This is a genomic window from Lonsdalea iberica, assembly GCF_002111585.1.
Classification (GTDB): domain Bacteria; phylum Pseudomonadota; class Gammaproteobacteria; order Enterobacterales; family Enterobacteriaceae; genus Lonsdalea; species Lonsdalea iberica.
On the sequence record NZ_LUTP01000051.1, the window covers coordinates 1 to 20,036 of the forward strand.

Consider the following 20,036-nt stretch of genomic DNA (forward strand, 5'->3'; position numbering starts at 1 on the left):
TCTCGGCGACCTAACTCTGCGTACGATTGTAATTTTCTGCAAATTATTACGATCTGACAGACGTATTCACACCGGGAGCGGCGATAATACGCATTGAGCGCCAGCCTCAGGCTGGCTTTCATCAATGCATCTTAAGTATGGAATCCCTTGATGAAGCAACTTCTTGATTTTCTTCCCCTGGTGGTCTTTTTCGTTTTTTATAAGCTTTACGACATCTATGTCGCCTCCGGCGCGCTGATTGCGTCAACGGCCCTGGCTCTGGTGGTCAGCTGGTTTATCTACCGCAAAATTGAAAAAATGATGCTGGTCACGTTCGCGATGGTGACCCTTTTCGGGACGCTCACGCTGGTCTTCCATAATGACGAGTTCATAAAATGGAAGGTGACTGTGATTTACACCCTATTTGCGTTGATACTGCTCGTTAGCCAGTTCGTCATGAAGAAAAACGTGATCCAGCAAATGCTGGGGAAAGAGATCACCTTGCCGCAGCAGGTCTGGGCACGATTAAATGTCGCCTGGTCCCTATTTTTCTTCCTCTGCGGACTCGCGAATGTGTATGTGGCCTTCAGGCTGCCGCAAAGCACCTGGGTAAACTTCAAAGTTTTTGGATTGACCGGTGCCACATTGATATTTACCTTACTCTGCGGGGTCTACCTCTACCGCCATTTACCCGCAGACAAGAAAGCGGCAGAAGATGATAGCGAGAACGACCACCATCCTTGAATTTTAACAACACCTTACCTGGATGATGCATTGAACCATTTATGAGCAACCAAGACTTTTACCCCATGGGGAGCTGGTGCTACGCACCCTGGCGATGCCCGCCGATACCAATGCCAACGGCGATATTTTCGGAGGCTGGATTATGTCGCAGATGGACATCGGCGGCGCCATTCTGGCTAAGGAAATCGCTCACGGCCGGGTGGTTACCGTACGTGTCGACGGCATGACCTTTTTAAAACCGTTAGCGGTGGGTGATGTGGTTTGCTGCTATGCACGCTGCCTGAAAACCGGGCGTAGCTCCATTAACATCAACGTTGAAGTCTGGGTGAAGAAAGTGTCCTCCGAACCTATCGGACAACGTTATCGCGCGACGGAAGCGTCATTTACCTATGTTGCGGTGGATGAGGCGGGAAAATCACGTGAATTACCCGACGGGAAAAGCCACTTTACAGCAGAAGATCTTTAGTGAAATGACGGGCACCCTCAGGTGCCCGTTTTGCATGACCTCTCGCGACTCTTGCACTACTCCATCGCCGCCCCGCCGTTGATTTTAAAGACGATCGTTACCACGAGATTGTTAGAGGGCTTGTTCTCTTCATATCGCCATTTCCGCATCGCCTGCCGGATGTCACGCTCGAACATATTCTTCGGTTCGGCAGACAGAATTCTAATGTCGCTGACGCGACCTGAACCATCGATATCAAATTGAACTTTCACCCGGCCTTCCACGCGCAGGGCAAAGGCCCGAGCCGGATATTCCGGTTGAGAACGGCTCAGAGGCCGCGGCCCGCTTGCAGGCGCGCTGGCGACAGGCGCCTGCCGAACCGGTGCATTATTAGGCGCCTTCGTCGGTTCATTGCTGGTGAAAGGCGACGTCTTCGGCTCTTCGACAGGCTTCGGATTTTCCTTTTTCTTCACCGGCTTGGGTTTCGGCTGCGGCTTGGGCTTCGGTTTAGGCTGTGGTTTGGGTTCAGGCACGGCTACGGGAACTGGCACAGGCTCCGGCGGCTGAACTTCAGGCTCGGGCTCAGGTTCAGGCTGTGGCTCCGGCACGCTTTCCGGCTGAGGCGCAGGTGCGGCATCGACCGGCGCCGGTGCGACCAGGGTCATAGTGATAGGCTGCTGCGCCTGCTGCACTGTCGCTGAGCGATTAAGCGAAGCATAAAGTATGGCTGCGACCAAAGACCCGTGAAATGCCACGGAAACGATCACAGGCCATGAATAACGGCGGGTAAGGAAATTCTTTTTCTGCGGCATAGTATTACGGTGTCCTCTCAGGCCGCATCAAGTTTAAATGCAAATAGCAATCATATTCAACATGAAGCCTTCCAATTGTAAAAATAAACCCAAAACCAGAAACATTCATTTGCAAACTCAAGGGGTTGCCCTTCTCCTGACATATCGTAAGATGAACAAACAAACCGCTTCCTGACAATGATAGAGGTCAATATGTTTTATGTTATCTTCGCAACTGACGCAGCAAACACCTTAGAAAAGCGTCAGGCGTCGCGTCCAGACCATCTTGCTCGCCTGCAAACTTTGCGCGATCAGGGCCGTCTGCTTACCGCTGGGCCACTTCCGGCCATTGACAGCAACGATCCAGGCAGCGCCGGTTTTACCGGCTCGGCCGTCATTGCCGAATTCTCTTCTCTGACGGAAGCAAAAAGCTGGGCGGAGGCCGATCCTTATGTCGCCGCCGGCGTCTATCAGACGGTTGTCGTGAAGCCGTATAAACAGGTGTTCTAAGCGTCTAACGCATCCCACTTAAAAGATAAAATCCCACGCTGCTGATGAACAATGGTCACGAGCCGACGTTATTCAGCCTGTGGGATACCGCTTTCAGCCCCCTTTTGATATTCCTGCTGCGCCCCACCATGCAGAGTTACCTCCCATCATTTTCCCCCTGCGCGCATTTGCCGTAAAAGCAGCCACCCCATTTTCAAAAAGCCGGTGTGTTTCGCCCCGTCGGGGCTAACCTTCTGAATAATTAGGTCATTTATCAATGATGGGTTGGCAAGACTTATTGTTTTCGAGCGAGGAGATCGTTCGTCATGGCAGCGCGCCTATCGCAACGTATTGGGCTTCTCCGCACAGTGTCCCCGTTCCGACCCAGTTTTCTTTCCGGCATGATCTTCATCATTGGCTTATTCTCGATAGTGCAACAGTTGTCCATCGCGCCCTTTCGCAGACCATGACTCAGGTGAAAGAAAGCAGTCACACTCAGGAAGTTCGGGGGCAACAACAAAATTCGATGGATCAAACTCGTATGGAGATCATGAACGCCAGCGATAAACTCAACCGGGCGGGTATTTGCCTACTTTATGATAAGGAAAGCCGCTCAGTCGGCTGCTGGCAGAGCCTAATGGAGGAAGCCGAAACTTCATTGAAGCTCTCGAAGTCGCATTACCGACAGTTGATGGACGTAGTGCCTTCCGACCAGCGAGACGCCGTTTTTTCCGAGTTGACCGCTCACTACCGGCAGCTTTACGACGGACTGGTTTAATTGGCAATTGGCGCAAGGCATCAAACAGACCGGTGAGATCGATATCTTCTTCGCGGTACCGATTCAGGCCTACCAGGAGTATGTTCACTCAGAGTTATGCCCGCTATCTCAAGGACCGCGATCGGCGCCAGCAGCAAACCGCCTTGCGGTTAATTAGTCAGTTAGACCATACCCAGACCGTCTTCGTCGCTGTGCTGGCCACCCTCATGGTGATTGCGGCACTGGTATGGTGCGGCGCGACTTGCCTGATCGTCCGGCCTCTGTCCCAAATCCACCAGCATCTCCAGCGCATCGCCGCAGGAGACCTCCCTCAACCGCTGCCGCTAAACGATCGCACCGCACGAGAAGTTCACCCATTGAGCCTGAGTATTACCCTGATGCAATTCGAGCGAGTGACATTGGTCGATCAAGTGCGCGGGGGTATGAAAACCATGCTGGCCCACGTTGCTCAGGCCAATGACGATAACCAAAAGCTATCGATACAGGCCGAATACCAGTTCAAAGAACTGAGCGCAGCAACAGAGTACGTTGAAGAACTTAACCAACACCTGGAAAACCACGAGCGGCAGACACAGCAAGCCAGCAGACATGCCGAAGAGACGAGCCCTATCGCGGGGAAAGGCGAAAAAATGATGGACGACGTCAAGGTTGCCATGCACGCAATATCCGAACGCAGTCAGCAAATGACCGATGTCATTCGCCTGATCGATAACGTCGCCTTCCAGACCCATATTCTGTCGCTGAACGCGGCAATCGAGACTGCACGGGTGGGCGTTCAAGGGCGAGGTTTTACAGTGGTGGCATGAGAAATCGGCACGCTGGCGTCACAAAGCAGCCATTCGGCGCGGAACATCAACGCCCTGATCAGTTAGTCGGATTAGAGCGTCGCCAGCGGAGCGCAACGGGTGAATCAACTCAACGACAGTTTGCAAAATATTCTCTGCGCCGCGAGAGAGACCCGATCCTTTTTGAATGTGATTACGGCGAGTGCGCATCAGCAAAACCACAGCATCCACCAAGTCACCCGTCGTATCGGCTCGTTGAATCAATCGGTGAAGCAGAATGCGAGACAGGTCACCGCATGCGCTCAAACCTTCTTGTTGTTATTACAACAGGCAGCGCAGTTAAACGGTGTGGTTTCCGTATTCCAACTTGCCTGAGTCCTCACGCGATGATGACGGTGCCACCGTCCCCATCGCGCCCTTGTCGCCTAGCATCATTGGGATTCCGTCTTGCGCCAGCGAGAAGGAAGCTAACAATGCGCCGGCGTTGCGGCTTGAGAGTGGCGCGGTGTCGGTAAAAAAAACCTTCGCGTCAATGGATTACCATTCGTAAGTGACAGCATAAAGCAGTGCCCGGCGCTGTTTCTTCTGCTGCAAATACCGGGCGGAGTGGATATGACGATAGCTGCGGGATTGGGCCTCGAGCCAGCGGCGGCGGCGGCGCTGAACCTGGCGTCGCATACGCCAGCGGCTGACTTCATTAGGGCTGCGTTTCATGGAGAGACTCTTTTTGTCAGGAAGCAGAACGCCGCACATTATACCTCCCCGTCCACAGCATCCAAGTCGCCTTTGCGTTTTTAGGCCCCGATTGCCGTCATACGTCGCCTATTTTCTATAGACGCAAGACATTTCCTCTTTCGATAAACTATGCGTACACTTTGCTGATAAGCATTCGCTGAAGGGAACGGTGCGCTTTGCCATGACAACTTTTTATGCGGTATTAAGCTGGATGTTGGTATTCAGCTATTGGCTACTAATCGCCAGCGTCACGCTGCGCATTCTAATGAAACGACGGACTGTTCCCTCCGCCATGGCATGGCTGCTGGTGATTTTTATCCTTCCGCTTTTCGGCATCGTCGCCTATCTGTCGTTCGGCGAACTTCATCTGGGTAAACAACGCGCCGAACGCGCTCGCAAGATGTGGCCCTCCACCGCAAAATGGCTGCGAGAACTCAAAAGTTATAGCCGAATTTTCGCCACCGAAAATAGCGAAGTGGCGAGCGCTTTATTTCAACTCTGCGAGCGTCGCCAGGGTATTGCCGGCGTCAAAGGCAACCAGCTCCAGCTCATCACCTCATTTCCAGACACTATCAAAGCGCTGGTACGCGACATCGAACTTGCGTGCAATAACGTCGAAATGGTGTTTTATATTTGGCAACAAGGCGGACTTGTCGATGAAGTTATGGCCGCGTTGCAGGCGGCGGCCAAGCGTGGCGTCCATTGCCGCATTCTGCTGGACTCCGCTGGCAGCAGAACCTTCCTGCGCAGCGCCTATCCAGACATTCTGCGCACCTCAGGGATTCAGGTGGTCGAAGCGCTGAGGGTGAATATTCTTCGTGCGTTCCTGCGCAGGATGGATTTGCGCCAACACCGTAAGGTGATCCTGATCGATAACCGCATCGCCTATACCGGCAGTATGAATATGGTCGATCCTCGCTACTTCAAGCAGGATGCCGGCGTCGGCCAATGGATCGACCTGATGGTGCGCGCCGAGGGTCCTGCCGCAACCACCATGGGTGTGATTTACAGCTGCGACTGGGAGATGGAGACCGGCAAACGCGTGCTTCCGCCGCCGCCGGACGTCAACATCATGCCGTTTGAGCAAGAGAGCGGTCATACTATCCAGGTGATTGCCTCTGGGCCAGGCTACCCAGAAGATATGATTCATCAGGCGCTTCTTACCTCGGTGTACGCCGCGCGCCGTCGTCTGATCATGACGACGCCCTATTTCGTACCGAGCGATGATTTGCTGCATGCCATCTGTACCGCGGCGCAGCGAGGGGTCGATGTCAATATTATCGTGCCGCACAAAAACGATTCGGTGCTGGTGGGATGGGCCTGTAAGGCCTTTTTCAGCGAATTGCTCAGCGCCGGCGTAAAAATCCATCAGTTCCAGGGCGGACTACTGCATACCAAAAGCGTGCTGGTCGACGATCAGCTATGTTTGGTCGGCACCGTCAATCTCGACATGCGCAGCCTGTGGCTTAATTTTGAAATTACGATGGTGATTGACGATGCGGACTTCGGCAACGATTTGGCCTGTGTTCAGGACGACTATATCGCCCGTTCACGCCTGCTGGATGAAGGGAAATGGCAGAGAAGGCCCTATTGGCAGCGCATCGTGGAGCGACTGTTCTACTTTTTTAGCCCGCTGCTGTAACCCCCGAGCCCTTCATGGTCTAATAACACGCCTTGTGGATGAATAGGACTGTCTTATGGATTTAAACAACCGCCTGACCGAAGATGAAGCGCTGGAACAGGCATACGACATCTTTCTGGAGTTAGCGCCGGATAATCTCGACCCCGCCGACGTCTTGCTGTTTAACCTACAGTTTGAAGAGCGCGGCGGCGCCGAACTGTTCGACCCGGCGGAAGACTGGCAGGATCACGTCGATTTCGATCTGAATCCAGACTTCTTCTGCGAAGTCGTCATTGGTCTGGCCGAGAGCGAAGATGCGGAAATTAATGATGTGTTCGCACGAGTGCTGATCTGCCGCGAAAAAGACCATAAGCTTTGCCACATTTTGTGGAAAGCGTAATCACGCTTCGGTTGTCACTCCGGCCTGAATCGGGCCGCTAACATCGCCGCACGGCTGAGTCAGCCCCCTATCCTGATTTGCGTCATAACAGACTGCCGTACGGCTCCAGACTCTTCCCGAACGCAGGGAGAGTCTGGAGCAAACGCTGGATGGATGCCGTATTACCGTAATGGTTCCACTTTCAGACAAGAAACCGCGTGCTCAATCCCGCCCTTTAATTGCGGACGCGTTTCACTGCACTCGGGACCGACAATCGGACAACGTGTTCGGAATACGCAGCCTGACGGCGGATGGATGGGCGATGGCAGATCGCCTTCCAGCAAGTGAATCTGCTTGTTGCGCTCTTTGTCCGGATCCGGGATCGGCACTGCCGACATCAGCGCCCGGGTGTAGGGATGAAGCGGATTGCGATATAACGCGCTGTCCGTCCCCAACTCCACCGTATGGCCCAGATACATGACCAGAACGCGGTCGGAAATGTGCTTCACCACGGATAGGTCATGAGCAATAAAGATCAGCGCTAACCCCATTTCCCGCTGCAATTGCTGCAGCAAGTTCACGACCTGCGCCTGGATAGACACATCCAGCGCGGACACCGGTTCATCGCAGATAATCAGCTTAGGCTGCAAAATAAGCGCCCGGGCAATGCCAATGCGTTGACATTGCCCGCCGGAAAACTCATGAGGATAGCGGTTGATATGACTCGGTAGCAGTCCAACCTTGTTCATCATCGTCTTGACCCGTTCTTTGGCCTCAGCTCGCGAAAGTCCTGGACGATAGGTTTTCAGCGGTTCAGCGATGATTTCACCCACCGTCATACGGGGATTCAACGACGCCAGCGGGTCCTGAAATATCATCTGGATATCGCTGCGCACGTCATGCCATTGTCTGTCGTTAAATCCTTGCAAATCCTGACCCAGCCAGCTGATTCGGCCCCCTCTGGCATTGACCAGTCCGATGATGGCCCGCGCTAACGTCGATTTGCCGCAGCCGGACTCTCCCACAATGCCCAGCGTTTCACCTTCGTAGAGACGAAAAGAGACGCCGTCCACCGCTTTTAATTTTTTGGGCGGCTGCCAGAACCACTGTTGTTCGCTGCGCACATCGAAATAGACTTTCAGGTCATCGACCTCTAGCAGCGTTTTACGTTGTTCTATCGAATTCATAGCGCCACCTCCTCTACACCACGGAAGCACGCGCGCATCCGCCCTTTCTCGAATTCGGTCAACATGGGGGTTTGCTCACAATCCGGCTGGGAGTATGGACAACGCGGCTGAAAAGGACACCCCTGCGGCAAACGGAGTAAGTTCGGCGGATTACCGGGGATTGTCGCCAGCACCTCATTCTCCACATCCAGCCGCGGGACCGCATTCAGCAGCCCTACTGAATAAGGATGCGTCGGCGTATAGAAAATGTCGCGCGCGGAACCATATTCCATGGTTCGCCCGGCATACATGACCAACACCTTGTCGCAGATCCCAGCAACCACCCCCAGATCGTGCGTGATCATGATAATCGCCGTATTGAACTCTCGCTGTAGCTCACCCAGCAGCGTCATAATTTGCGCCTGCACGGTCACATCCAACGCCGTCGTCGGCTCATCGGCGATCAGCAGTTTAGGCCGGCACAGTAAGGCCATGGCAATCATGACGCGCTGGCGCATCCCACCGGAAAACTCGTGCGGAAACATGCGCATTCGCTTTTTCGCTTCCGGCATTTTTACCGCGTCCAACATAGCTACAGACTCATCAAACGCAGCGCTCTTACTCAGTTTTTTGTGCAGCATCAGGACTTCCATCAGCTGTTCGCCCACGCGCATATAAGGATTCAGGGATGTCATCGGGTCCTGAAAGATCATGGCAATCTCTCGGGCGCGCAGGCGGTTGAGCTGGTGCTCCGGCAAGTTCAGTATCTCGCGGGCATCAAACCGTGCGGAACCGCTCACCTTTCCGTTGGCCGCCAGCAGCCCCATGAGGGCAAAGGCAGTCTGCGACTTCCCTGAGCCTGATTCGCCCACAATACCGAGCGTTTCGCCCGCAGACAGCGAGAAGTTGAGATCATTCACGGCCGTGGCCGCCCCATCCTGCGTATTAAAGACAACCCGCAGGTCGTTTACGCTTAGCAGCGGTTCGCGGGGGGGTGTCGTTATCGTCATCGCGCTTCTCCTCAGCGGTCTTTCGGGTCGAGGGCGTCACGTAAGCCATCGCCGATAAAGTTGAAACAGAACAAAGTGACCACCAGGAAACCTGCCGGGTAGAACAGCAACCAGGGCGCGACTTCCATCGAGTTGGCGCCGTCATTTAAGAGCGAGCCCCAGCTGCTCATGGGCTCTTGCGTCCCCAGCCCCAGGAAACTCAGGAAGGATTCAAACAGGATCATGCTGGGCACCAACAGCGAGGCATACACCACCACCACGCCCAAAACGTTCGGAACGATATGCCTGAGCACAATGCCGCGCGTCGACACACCACCGACCAGCGCGGCCTCGATAAACTCTTTGCGTTTGAGACTCAGCGTCTGACCGCGGACGATCCGCGCCATGTCCAGCCAGGACACCATACCAATAGCCACGAAGATGAGGAGCATGTTCTGCCCAAAAAACGTCACCAGTAGAATGACGAAAAACATGAAAGGAAATGAGTTAAGAATCTCCAAAATGCGCATCATGACCGAGTCAACGGCGCCCCCTATGTAGCCGGACAACGCACCATACAGCGTGCCCACGACTACCGCGACCAGGGCCGCGGCCACGCCCACCATCAGCGATACCCGACCGCCGACGGCTACACGAACCAGCAAATCGCGTCCTGAGGAGTCGGTACCGAAATAGTGTCCGCTCGCCAAATCTGGGGCAGCCGACATCATGTTCCAATCCGTATTGGCATAGTCAAACGAGGAAAACTGCGGTGCGATGACTACAAACAGCGTGATTAGCAGCAGTAATAAAAGGCTGGTCAGCGCTGCGCGGTTATGAATGAAGCGACGACGCGCATCCTGCCATAAACTGCGTCCTTCGACGTCCAGCTGTTCGCTAAGGCGGCCCAACGCGTCCCGATTTTTTTTATTCCAAAACATCTGCGCCTCGACTTAAAAGCGAATCTTGGGGTCGATTACCGCGTACAGCACGTCAATAATCGCGTTAAACAGGATGGTCAATGCGCCCACCAGGATGGTCAGGCTGAGCACCAGCGAATAGTCTCGGTTCTGCGCGCCGTTCACGAACAGCTGGCCGATGCCAGGCAGGCCGAAAATCGTCTCGATGACCATCGAACCCGTAATGATGCCGACGAATGCCGGCCCCAGGTAAGACAATACGGGCAGCAGCGCCGGTTTCAGGGCGTGCCGCAGGATGATCTTGCGCATGGGCAATCCTTTGGCGCGCGCGGTGCGGATGAAGTTTGAGTGCAAAACTTCGATCATAGAGCCGCGTGTGATACGAGCGATACTGGCAATATAGGAGAGCGAAAGCGCCACCATCGGCAGAATGATGTATCTAGGCGCCCCGCCGTTCCAGCCGCCGCCCGGCAACCATTGAAGCGTGATGGCGAAAACCAGTACCAGCAACGGAGCAACGACGAAGCTGGGGATTACCACGCCCGTCATCGCAAATCCCATTACCGTGAAGTCCCATTTCCCGTTCTGATTCAACGCAGCCACCACACCGGCAGAGACGCCCAAAATGACCGCCAGCAGAAACGCAGCAGCGCCCAGCTTGGCCGACACAGGAAAGGCGCGTACCACCAAATCATTCACCGAATAGTCTTTGTATTTGAACGAAGGCCCGAAATCCCCGTGCGCCAGCTGAACCAAATAATGGGCATACTGCGTCAGGATAGGATCGTTCAGGTGATATTTAGCTTCAATATTGGCCATCACTTCCGGCGGAAGGTTGCGTTCGCCGGTGAAAGGGCTACCGGGTGCGAGCCTCATCATGAAGAAAGAGAGGGTAATTAGCACGAAGAGTGTCGGTATCGCTTCCAGACACCGACGCAGAATAAATTTAAGCATGGGCCTTACCTATCAAACCGGTCAAAAAGCGGTTCTTATTATTGCAAGACTGCCGCCCTGCGTGGCGCGGCAGCAATGAACTTAATGTTTGATGATGTACAGATCTTTGACTTTGACATAGTCCAGCGGATCTTTCCCGGTCAATCCTCCGACGTATGGTTTCACCAACCGCAGGTTAGCGTAGTGATAGATCGGCGCGATCACCGCATCCTTATCCAGCTGTTGCTCCGCCTGCTGATAAAACGCAGCTCGCTCGGCATCGGTTTTCGCCGCCAGCGCTTTATCCATCAACTGGTCGAACTGCGGACTGTTGTAGTGGGAGGTATTACTGCTGCTATTGGATACCATGCTATTCAGGAACCCAGAGGGCTCGTTGTAATCCGCACACCAACCGCCCCGCGCCAGGTCATAATTGCCCTGATGGCGGTTATCGAGGAAGGTTTTCCATTCCTCATTTTCTAGCTTTACGTTAACGCCGATGTTGCTTTTCCAAATGGACGCCGCCGCAATCGACATTTTCTTGTGCAGATCGGAGGTGTTGTACAGGAGTGTGAACGTCAGCGGTTTTTGCGCGCTATAGCCGGCTTCGGCAAGTAGTTTTTTCGCTTCTTCGTTACGTTTCTGCTGGGACCAGCTCGCCCACTCCGGTTTAGCGATCGTTATCCCGTCAATGTAAGGCGGGGTATATCCATAGGCGGGGATATCGCCCTGATTTTTCACCTTGTTGGTCAGAATGACCTGGTCAAGTCCCAGACGGAGCGCATTACGCACTCTGACATCGTTAAACGGCGCCTTCTGGTTATTGATTTCAAAATAATAAGTGCACAAATAAGGATCGGCGTGGACTTCGTTCGGGATCTCTTTTTTCAGTTTTTGGAACAGTTCAATCGGAAGGTAGTTATACGTCATGTCAATTTCACCGCTGCGGTAACGATTGACGTCAGTCACTTCGGAGGTGATAGGCAGATAGACGACCTTGTTGATGACGGTGTGCGTGTTGTCCCAATAATTGGGATTTCGTTCAAGAACCAGCTTCTCATTCACCACCCACTCTTTCAGCTTATAGGCGCCGTTCCCCACCCAATTCGCAGGTTGCGTCCATTTTTCGCCGAATTTTTCGACGGCTTTTTTGTATACCGGGAAAGTCGCAGGGTAGACCAGCAGTTTATAAAAATACGGTACGGGCTGACTTAATGTCACCTGTAGCGTGTGAGGGTCTATCGCCTTAACACCCAACGTCTCTGTTGTTTTTTTACCGGCAACCACATCGTCGATGTTCACAATGTGGCCAAATTGCAGGTAAGAGGCATAAGGCGATGCCGTTTTAGGATCGGTCACTCGCCGCCAGCTATACACAAAATCCTCTGCGGTAACCGGGTCGCCGTTTGACCAACGGGCATCCTTTCGCAGATGAAAGGTCCAGACAGTGAAGTTCTGGTTGTCCCAGCTTTCCGCCACGCCTGGGATGATCTTCCCATCCGGGTCGGTATTAACCAAACCTTCAAGCAAGTCGCGCGACACATTGGTCTCTGGCACGCCCTCGATTTTATGCGGATCGAGAGACGCGACTTCCGCACTGTTATTGCGCACCAGCTCCTGCTTCTCCGCCAGTTGCACACCGGGGGGGATCACGGCAGCCCAACTTGACATGGATATTGATGCGCTAAATAGACTGAGCGCCGTCATCGCCCACCGCGGTTTTAATCTGTGTTTTGCCATTATTGTTTGTGCTCCTGTTTTATTTTTTCATTGCACAACATCGACTCAAGCTCATGGCGCCGTCAGGGAACGAGTCTGAATGTCACGACAAGCCAGGCCAACAACATCCCCGTGAAAGCACACTTTGTGTACCATTGAACGTAAACGTAATTCGGCCAATCGAGTTTCTGTCGTGCATCTACCCTTGCCTCTCCAAGCGGGGGAACACCACAGTTTCCATACCGACGGGCAGACAATTTACCCACCGGTAATAACGCTTAGAGAAACCACACAGCAAGTTAAAATTAACTTACCTTTTGTAATGATTAAATGCCTAATCAAGCCGAACGTAGCAAAAGAATTACGCTTCGCCAATATAATTCGCCGGCTGTTACTCAATTTTCTTTTACAAGAAAATTCGGACGGAACCAGTGTTATGCCTTCAGACTCCCCAGTAGCAGAGACAGCGTGATATATAACATCTTTCGATTTAAACAGAATATAATTCTGACATAAGAAAACTTTATGCCTGATTTAGGTGTTTGGTTTCATCTATTCGGTGTATGAACTTTGACAGCTTATCATCACTTTCTGTGGGGGATATCACAAAAGGCGGGCGATAGGGACGCCTTCCGATGCGAGGGCGAATACATCGCGAATAAAGTTATTCCTGCCGCCTCGATTTATGAACCATCAGCAATTTTTATATTTTTGACATAAAAAAGGCTGACGCATTCGCGGCAGCCGGTAAGACTCATGAAGCAATAACAGAAAAATAGGCAGAGCTTATAATAAACCAGGGAACGTCGATCTCAGGCCGGTCACAATGAACTCAATGCCAAGCGACATCAGTAATAAACCCATGATACGGGTGACAACGTTAATGCCCGTCTGCCCTAGTAATCTGACAATCATCGGCGCGGCACGAAATGACAGCCAGCAGCAGAATGAAAACAGCGCAATAGTTAATGACAACCCCACCAAATTAGGCCACCCGTGGTAGCGTGAGCTCCAGACAATGGTAGAACTGATAGCCCCAGGACCTGCCATCAACGGCAAAGCCAAAGGGACGACCCCGACGCTTTCGCGATTGGCATTTTCCGTTTTTTCCTGTTTATTCTGCTTATGCTCACCCAACTTCCCGCCAATCATCGACATGGCAATCGTCATCACCAGAATCCCTCCGGCGATGCGAAAAGAATCAATGGAGATACCAAACGTTCGCAAAATGCCATCACCGAAAAATAATGAGACCCAGAGAATAAGTACAACCGAAACATTCGCGGTTAAATTCGTTTTGTCTCGCTCCTTATTATCCTGATAACTGGTCATCCCAATAAATACAGGTAAAACACCGATAGGGTTGACGAGGGCGAATAAGCCAACGAAAAATTTTATAAAGCTGGAAATATCCAGCACAGAATGCATCACACCGCACCTCAGACAGTCTTCAGGGAGATAAGAGAATTACGGGCGCATTGTAATGAAAAGTAGACGATTCGTCCCTCTCGATATTCGAATATTCCTCTGTTTTTATCTTTGTAAGGCAAATAAACAGATAAATACACTTTTCAACAAAAAACACCCGTTTTTTATAAACCCTGGTATTTGATTGGTTTAAGCTATCAATAACAGAATGCTGAATGGAGTCAGCTGACTAAATGTTGGACCAAGATCACAAAAAAGAGATAGATAAAGCTGTAACCTGAATCCAATCGCTAAAACGAGACCCGCAGAATAAATAGCCAAAAAAGTATTTCGCTTTAAACCCTCTTAGAGGGTAGCAGAGACGCAGCCAAAAACGACTGGTGTTGACCTCGGTAATGAGTATAGCGCGAGCTTTTTGAGTCAATAGGGCGCGGACAGATTGCACGACACTGCCCCCCGTCATGCCCGCGTGTCTAACGACGCGACGGCCCATAAAACGGCAACTATTGACTGAAAGAGTTTGAATAATTACAGGAGATCATTATGGCCGTAACCAATGTGGCAGAACTTAACGCTCTGGTCGAACGAGTGAAGAACGCTCAGCGCGAGTTTGCCAGCTTCTCTCAAGAGCAGGTGGACACCATCTTCCGCGCCGCAGCCTTGGCCGCCGCAGATGCACGTATCCCTCTGGCGAAAATGGCCGTTGCCGAATCTGGCATGGGGATTGTTGAGGACAAAGTGATTAAAAACCATTTTGCTTCCGAATATATCTACAATGCCTATAAGGATGAAAAGACCTGCGGCGTATTATCCGTCGATGATACCTTCGGCACTATCACGATTGCAGAACCTATCGGCCTGATTTGCGGCATCGTCCCTACGACCAACCCGACCTCCACCGCGATTTTTAAAGCATTAATCAGCCTCAAAACCCGTAACGGCATCATCTTCTCCCCTCACCCTCGCGCTAAAGACGCCACAAACAAAGCGGCGGATATCGTGCTGCAAGCCGCCATCGCTGCGGGCGCGCCGAAAGACATCATTGGCTGGATCGATGCGCCCTCCGTCGAGCTGTCCAATCAATTAATGCATCACCCGGACATCAACCTGATCCTGGCGACCGGTGGCCCCGGCATGGTGAAAGCGGCCTACAGCTCGGGTAAACCGGCTATCGGCGTAGGCGCGGGCAATACCCCCGTAGTGATCGACGAAACCGCGGATATCAAGCGTGCAGTCGCTTCCATCCTTATGTCCAAAACCTTCGATAACGGAGTCATTTGCGCATCAGAACAGTCCGTCGTCGTGGTAGATAAAGTTTATGACGCCGTACGTGAGCGCTTCGCCACCCACGGCGGTTACCTGCTACAAGGTCAGGAGCTGACGGCCGTTCAGGGCGTCCTGTTGAAAAACGGCGCACTGAACGCCGCGATTGTAGGCCAGGCGGCGGCGGATATCGCCAAACTTGCTGGGATCAGCGTGCCGGCAAATACCAAAGTGCTGATCGGCGAAGTCAGTAAAATTGATGATTCTGAACCGTTCGCACATGAAAAATTATCCCCCACGCTTGCCATGTACCGCGCGAAAGACTTTGATGACGCGGTGGTGAAAGCGGAACAGCTCGTGGCGATGGGCGGTATCGGCCATACCTCCTGCCTCTATACCGATCAAGACAACGAAAAAGCGCGCATCAACACCTTCGGCGACAAGATGAAAACCGCGCGCATTTTGATCAACACCCCGGCATCTCAAGGTGGGATTGGTGACTTGTACAACTTTAAACTTGCGCCGTCACTGACGCTGGGATGCGGCTCATGGGGCGGTAACTCGATTTCAGAAAACGTCGGGCCGAAACATCTGATCAACCGTAAAATGGTAGCGAAGCGAGCTGAAAATATGTTGTGGCACAAAATTCCCAAATCAATCTATTTCCGTCGGGGCTCTTTGCCGCTGGCGCTCGAAGAGGTCGCCACGGAAGGCGCTAAACGCGCATTTATCGTTACGGATCCGTTCTTATTCAATAATGGCTATGTTGACCAGGTCACCAGCGTACTGAAACGTCATGGCATGGAAGTGGACGTCTTCTTTGAAGTGGAAGCCGATCCGACGCTGAGCGTGGTACGCCGCGGCGTTGAAAAGATGAATGTGTTCAAGCCTGATGTGATCATTGCCCTGGGCGGCGGTTCTCCGATGGATGCGGCGAAAATCATGTGGGTGCTGTATGAACACCCGGACACGCACTTCGCAGACCTGGCTCTGCGCTTCATGGATATTCGCAAACGTATCTATAAATTCCCAAAAATGGGGATCAAAGCGAAGATGGTGGCCATCACGACGACTTCCGGTACGGGTTCAGAAGTCACGCCATTCGCCGTGGTCACCGACGATGCAACAGGCCAGAAATATCCACTGGCAGACTATGCGTTGACGCCCGACATGGCCATTATCGATGCCAACCTTGTGATGGATATGCCGAAGTCACTGTGCGCATTTGGCGGTCTGGATGCGGTCACACATGCACTGGAAGCTTATGTTTCAGTATTAGCGAACGAATACTCGGACGGACAGGCGCTCCAGGCGTTGAAACTGCTGAAAGAAAACCTGCCGGCGAGCTACCGCGAAGGCGCCAAAAATCCGGTGGCGCGCGAGCGCGTGCACAACGCCGCCACCATCGCAGGAATCGCGTTTGCCAACGCCTTCCTTGGCGTATGCCACTCAATGGCCCATAAGTTAGGGTCAGAGTTCCACATTCCACATGGCCTGGCTAACGCCATGCTGATCTGCAACGTTATCCGTTACAACGCCAACGACGTACCGACCAAGCAGACGGCATTCAGTCAGTACGACCGCCCACAGGCACGTCGTCGCTATGCTGAGATTGCCGATCACCTGGGGTTGAGTGCGGCAGGCGACCGTACAGCGCAGAAAATTGAGAAGCTGCTGGCTTGGCTTGAGTCGCTGAAGAAAGCGTTGGGCATCCCTGCGTCCATTCGAGAAGCCGGCGTTCAAGAAGCTGACTTCCTGGCGAAAGTCGATAAGCTGTCTGAAGATGCGCTGGACGATCAGTGCACCGGGGCCAATCCGCGCTTCCCGTTAATTGTCGAAGTGAAGCAAATCCTGCTGGATTGTTACTATGGCCGCACATTCTCAGAGCAGGATGATATTGCGCCTGCCGCAGCCCCCGCGAAAGCCCCCACTAAAAACCGGAAAGGCAGTAAAAACATAAGTTAAATCGACTTACCCCTTTGTTAAGATTAAACCCCGTGTCCTTGATGCGGGGTTTTTTTATGGACCTCCAGAAATGACTCGCATAAGCCGATGACGCACCAGGGTTATCCGGATGTCATCATTAAGGTAATAGCGCCAGCTGCGCCTGAAGCCGCTGTGAGGATAGATTCTGTGAGGTAGGTGCATCGAGCCCTATCTATTTAATCAATCGCCGGTAGGTTCCCCTTATGCTAATAAAGATTTCTGTATGCTTCTTGATTAGCACTTTATGTACAGTCTTATTTGTACGCACATTGAGGTTAATACCATGAGCAACACCGTCAAAAGGGTTCTGACACGTTATACCCACCCTCATAGCGTGGATTAAAATGCCTCAATGTTAGGAACGGCAAAGATTCATAGGACTTATTAATATGGCTTAGGAGCAATGAGTGAGTGGGATAAAATTTTCTTTATATCAATAGTTACAAAAGTAAGCATGTCGTAAGATTAATCAATCATCTCATCATTTTCTCCACAAAACCGTTAACCTCCGGACTCATATGAACCGCAAATAATATAAATAAATTAAGGGTAATCACGGATGGCAGGATGCCGACATATAATTTATACGTGAATAGTTCCCCCCCAGATGTTCTTTCCATATTGGATTTAAAATAGACCATCGTCGGGTACACGATACGTTTCTCATCAGGCGGGGAAACATACCCGTACTGCATTCTTACCGAGGTATTGGAAATAGGTGTACCCTCGTCAGGCTTGCGTTTATTTATGCCAAAACAACTCTGTGGGCTCTGGTTAGCCTTAAAATAAATTCGACAGATATCAAATACAGCGCAGTTCCCTACTCCACCTATCATGCTTTGGAAATGATTGTAACAATCTTGCCATCCTCCCAACGTGATCCGCATTTATGCTATTCCCTACTGGGAACAGGTAATTGAGCCAGCGGAACCGCATAATTTGCGATTAATTGTTGGATAAACAAACCGCGACAACAGGTCAGACCATAATTCAGCGCCTTCAGCGTAACCAAATGTATTAGCAATCCTGAAAGATTTATATCTGCCTGCAGATAGGTGATGGCTGTATTAGATTTGTTATTTTTAACGATAATACAAATCTACCTATTGCAGAAAATAAAATAGCGCTCTATTATCTCTCGTACAGCCACTAATTAAATATATTTTGAGACTAATACAATGAGCGAAGCACTAAAGATTCTAAACAACATCCGTACCCTGCGCGCCCAGGCAAGAGAATGTAGTCTGGAAACCCTGGAAGAAATGCTGGAAAAACTGGAAGTCGTGGTTAATGAACGCCGCGAAGAAGAAAGCCAAGCTCAGGCGGAAATTGAAGAACGTACTCGCAAATTGCAGCAGTATCGCGATATGTTAATTGCAGACGGCATCGACCCCAATGAACTGCTTCAGTCTTTAGGCTCTACTAAAGTTGCCGGTAAAAGCAAACGTGCAGCCCGCCCAGCTAAATACCAGTACACTGACGAAAATGGCGACGTCAAAACCTGGACTGGTCAGGGCCGTACTCCGGCAGTGATCAAAAAAGCGATCGAAGAACAGGGTAAATCTCTGGATGACTTCCTGCTTTAATAGCATCAAATAAATAAGACTTATGAATACCCCCTGCTAGCAGGGGGTATTTTTTTTATTTAATTTAATGAGATATGCACGCTAGGCGGGATGGGATGAAAGCCCTCGGCAATAGAACTGAGGGCTGATATCAATTAGCAGTTTTCTTCCTGAACGGCCGTCTTTAACCACTGGTTAAACTCAGATCCTAACGTTTTGTGACGCAATCCATATTCCACAAAAGCAGACATGTAACCCAGCTTATTTCCGCAGTCGTGGCTAATACCTTTAAGGTGGTAAGCCTCGACAGTCTCTTCATCCATTAGCATCGCGATAGCATCAGTGAGCTGAATCTCATTCCCAGCGCCCGGAGGCGTTTTCTTCAGGAAGTCCCAGATTTGAGCCGACAGAACATAGCGGCCGACAACGGCCAGGTTAGACGGCGCTTCATCCGCTTTCGGTTTTTCAACAACGCCAACCATAGGCGCGCTGTCACCTGGCTTCAGTTCCCTTCCCTTGCAGTCAACAACCCCATAGCTGCTAACGTCTTCAACGGGCTCAACCATTATCTGGCTGTGCCCAGTGTCTTCGAAGCGTTGCAACATTTCACTGAGATTATCTTTCTTCAGGTTGCTCTCGTATTCGTCGATGATGACGTCAGGCAAAATAACCGCGACAGGTTCGTCGCCCACCAGCGGATAGGCGCACAATACTGCGTGCCCCAAGCCTTTAGCCACGCCCTGACGCACCTGCATAATAGTGACATGCTCAGGACAAATAGATTTAACTTCATCTAAAAGCTGTCGCTTTACCCGCTTTTCCAGCATAGCTTCGAGTTCAAAGCTGGTATCGAAATGGTTTTCAATCGAGTTTTTGGAGGAATGCGTTACCAGAATAATTTCGTTAATGCCTGCCGCAATACATTCATTGACTACGTATTGAATTAAAGGTTTATCAACCAGCGGTAACATTTCCTTTGGAATAGCCTTGGTGGCCGGCAGCATACGCGTACCCAGCCCGGCCACAGGGATGACCGCTTTTTTTACTTTTTTATTGACAGCTGACATAAACAACCTCGTATATTTCGTTCAAATAATGAGCTTTATTTATCTTCTACCCATAAGTACTGAGTATATCAGTTCCGATACGCATTGCTCGGTACAGACCCATACTCGGAAAAAGAAAGCGCATTACCCCTCAAATTGTAGAAATCCAAATAATTACAATGCGTCTCTACAGGTTGAAGTATGCTTATCCCGGTGACCATCAGATTAATCCGTAGAAACCATCAAACGTAGCTGCCCACCACTTCCCCATATCT

The 20,036-nt window shown here is 51.5% G+C and carries 19 protein-coding genes; 10 read left to right on the forward strand and 9 right to left on the reverse strand.

Annotated features, from left to right (window positions below; genetic code table 11):
* Window positions 1-150 precede the first annotated feature (150 nt).
* Window positions 151-723, forward strand: coding sequence for a septation protein A (locus AU511_RS14735; protein WP_094100528.1), 573 nt, complete (start codon window positions 151-153; stop codon window positions 721-723).
* A gap of 94 nt (window positions 724-817) precedes the next feature.
* A complete protein-coding gene (gene yciA, locus AU511_RS14740; RefSeq protein WP_094110136.1) occupies window positions 818-1,189 on the forward strand; it encodes an acyl-CoA thioester hydrolase YciA in 372 nt (123 codons plus the stop codon).
* A 56-nt stretch (window positions 1,190-1,245) separates the two neighbouring features.
* Here the strand turns inward: yciA and tonB are convergent, their stop codons facing one another.
* Window positions 1,246-1,980: a TonB system transport protein TonB gene (tonB, locus tag AU511_RS14745; RefSeq protein ID WP_094110137.1), complete on the reverse strand. Its 735-nt coding sequence runs from the start codon at window positions 1,978-1,980 to the stop codon at window positions 1,246-1,248.
* 192 nt (window positions 1,981-2,172) lie between these two features.
* Between tonB and AU511_RS14750 the strand changes: the two genes are divergently transcribed.
* The 4 genes from AU511_RS14750 to AU511_RS17780 all read left to right on the forward strand — a co-directional run bounded on the left by AU511_RS14750 (window position 2,173) and on the right by AU511_RS17780 (window position 4,386).
* The gene (locus AU511_RS14750) at window positions 2,173-2,469 is read left to right on the forward strand and encodes a YciI family protein (protein ID WP_094100531.1); all 297 of its coding nucleotides are present in this window, start codon (window positions 2,173-2,175) and stop codon (window positions 2,467-2,469) included.
* 256 nt (window positions 2,470-2,725) lie between these two features.
* Complete coding sequence (locus AU511_RS17770) at window positions 2,726-3,226, forward strand: Tar ligand binding domain-containing protein (protein ID WP_240503848.1); 501 nt, start codon at window positions 2,726-2,728, stop codon at window positions 3,224-3,226.
* Between the two features lie 80 nt (window positions 3,227-3,306).
* The gene (locus tag AU511_RS17775; RefSeq protein ID WP_240503849.1) at window positions 3,307-4,032 is read left to right on the forward strand and encodes a methyl-accepting chemotaxis protein; all 726 of its coding nucleotides are present in this window, start codon (window positions 3,307-3,309) and stop codon (window positions 4,030-4,032) included.
* Window positions 4,033-4,131: 99 nt separating this feature from the next.
* Window positions 4,132-4,386: a hypothetical protein gene (locus AU511_RS17780; protein WP_240503850.1), complete on the forward strand. Its 255-nt coding sequence runs from the start codon at window positions 4,132-4,134 to the stop codon at window positions 4,384-4,386.
* Between the two features lie 162 nt (window positions 4,387-4,548).
* Here the strand turns inward: AU511_RS17780 and AU511_RS17120 are convergent, their stop codons facing one another.
* Entirely contained in the window at window positions 4,549-4,725 is a 177-nt protein-coding gene (locus tag AU511_RS17120; RefSeq protein ID WP_100052960.1) for a YciY family protein, read from the reverse strand.
* A 202-nt stretch (window positions 4,726-4,927) separates the two neighbouring features.
* On the opposite strand from AU511_RS17120, the gene cls reads away from it, so the two are divergent.
* Complete coding sequence (cls, locus tag AU511_RS14760; RefSeq protein ID WP_094110138.1) at window positions 4,928-6,388, forward strand: cardiolipin synthase; 1,461 nt, start codon at window positions 4,928-4,930, stop codon at window positions 6,386-6,388.
* A gap of 55 nt (window positions 6,389-6,443) precedes the next feature.
* Entirely contained in the window at window positions 6,444-6,767 is a 324-nt protein-coding gene (locus tag AU511_RS14765) for an HI1450 family dsDNA-mimic protein (RefSeq protein WP_026739426.1), read from the forward strand.
* Window positions 6,768-6,928: 161 nt separating this feature from the next.
* Here AU511_RS14765 and oppF read toward each other — a convergent pair whose 3' ends face one another.
* The 6 genes from oppF to AU511_RS14795 form a co-directional block, all read right to left on the reverse strand.
* Window positions 6,929-7,933, reverse strand: a complete 1,005-nt coding sequence (oppF, locus tag AU511_RS14770) for a murein tripeptide/oligopeptide ABC transporter ATP binding protein OppF (protein ID WP_094100533.1) — start codon at window positions 7,931-7,933, stop codon at window positions 6,929-6,931.
* Window positions 7,930-8,922 carry an ABC transporter ATP-binding protein gene (gene oppD, locus AU511_RS14775; protein WP_094110139.1) on the reverse strand — a complete coding sequence of 331 codons (993 nt, stop codon included), beginning with the start codon at window positions 8,920-8,922 and terminating at the stop codon, window positions 7,930-7,932. Before oppD ends, oppF begins: the two co-directional genes overlap by 4 nt.
* 11 nt (window positions 8,923-8,933) lie before the next feature.
* Entirely contained in the window at window positions 8,934-9,842 is a 909-nt protein-coding gene (oppC, locus tag AU511_RS14780; RefSeq protein WP_094110140.1) for an oligopeptide ABC transporter permease OppC, read from the reverse strand.
* Window positions 9,843-9,854: 12 nt separating this feature from the next.
* Window positions 9,855-10,775 (reverse strand): oligopeptide ABC transporter permease OppB, encoded by a 921-nt coding sequence (gene oppB, locus AU511_RS14785; protein ID WP_094100535.1) that lies wholly within the window; start codon window positions 10,773-10,775, stop codon window positions 9,855-9,857.
* A gap of 81 nt (window positions 10,776-10,856) precedes the next feature.
* Window positions 10,857-12,461, reverse strand: a complete 1,605-nt coding sequence (oppA, locus tag AU511_RS14790; protein ID WP_420843462.1) for an oligopeptide ABC transporter substrate-binding protein OppA — start codon at window positions 12,459-12,461, stop codon at window positions 10,857-10,859.
* 798 nt (window positions 12,462-13,259) lie between these two features.
* On the reverse strand, window positions 13,260-13,904 hold the full coding sequence (locus AU511_RS14795; RefSeq protein ID WP_100059682.1) for a YchE family NAAT transporter: 645 nt from the start codon (window positions 13,902-13,904) through the stop codon (window positions 13,260-13,262).
* Window positions 13,905-14,444: 540 nt separating this feature from the next.
* On the opposite strand from AU511_RS14795, the gene adhE reads away from it, so the two are divergent.
* Window positions 14,445-17,129, forward strand: a complete 2,685-nt coding sequence (adhE, locus tag AU511_RS14800) for a bifunctional acetaldehyde-CoA/alcohol dehydrogenase (protein WP_094110142.1) — start codon at window positions 14,445-14,447, stop codon at window positions 17,127-17,129.
* A 1,199-nt stretch (window positions 17,130-18,328) separates the two neighbouring features.
* Window positions 18,329-18,736, forward strand: a complete 408-nt coding sequence (gene hns / locus AU511_RS14810) for a histone-like nucleoid-structuring protein H-NS (protein ID WP_094100540.1) — start codon at window positions 18,329-18,331, stop codon at window positions 18,734-18,736.
* Window positions 18,737-18,870: 134 nt separating this feature from the next.
* Here hns and galU read toward each other — a convergent pair whose 3' ends face one another.
* Window positions 18,871-19,782, reverse strand: coding sequence for a UTP--glucose-1-phosphate uridylyltransferase GalU (galU, locus tag AU511_RS14815; RefSeq protein ID WP_094110144.1), 912 nt, complete (start codon window positions 19,780-19,782; stop codon window positions 18,871-18,873).
* Window positions 19,783-20,036 lie beyond the last annotated feature (254 nt).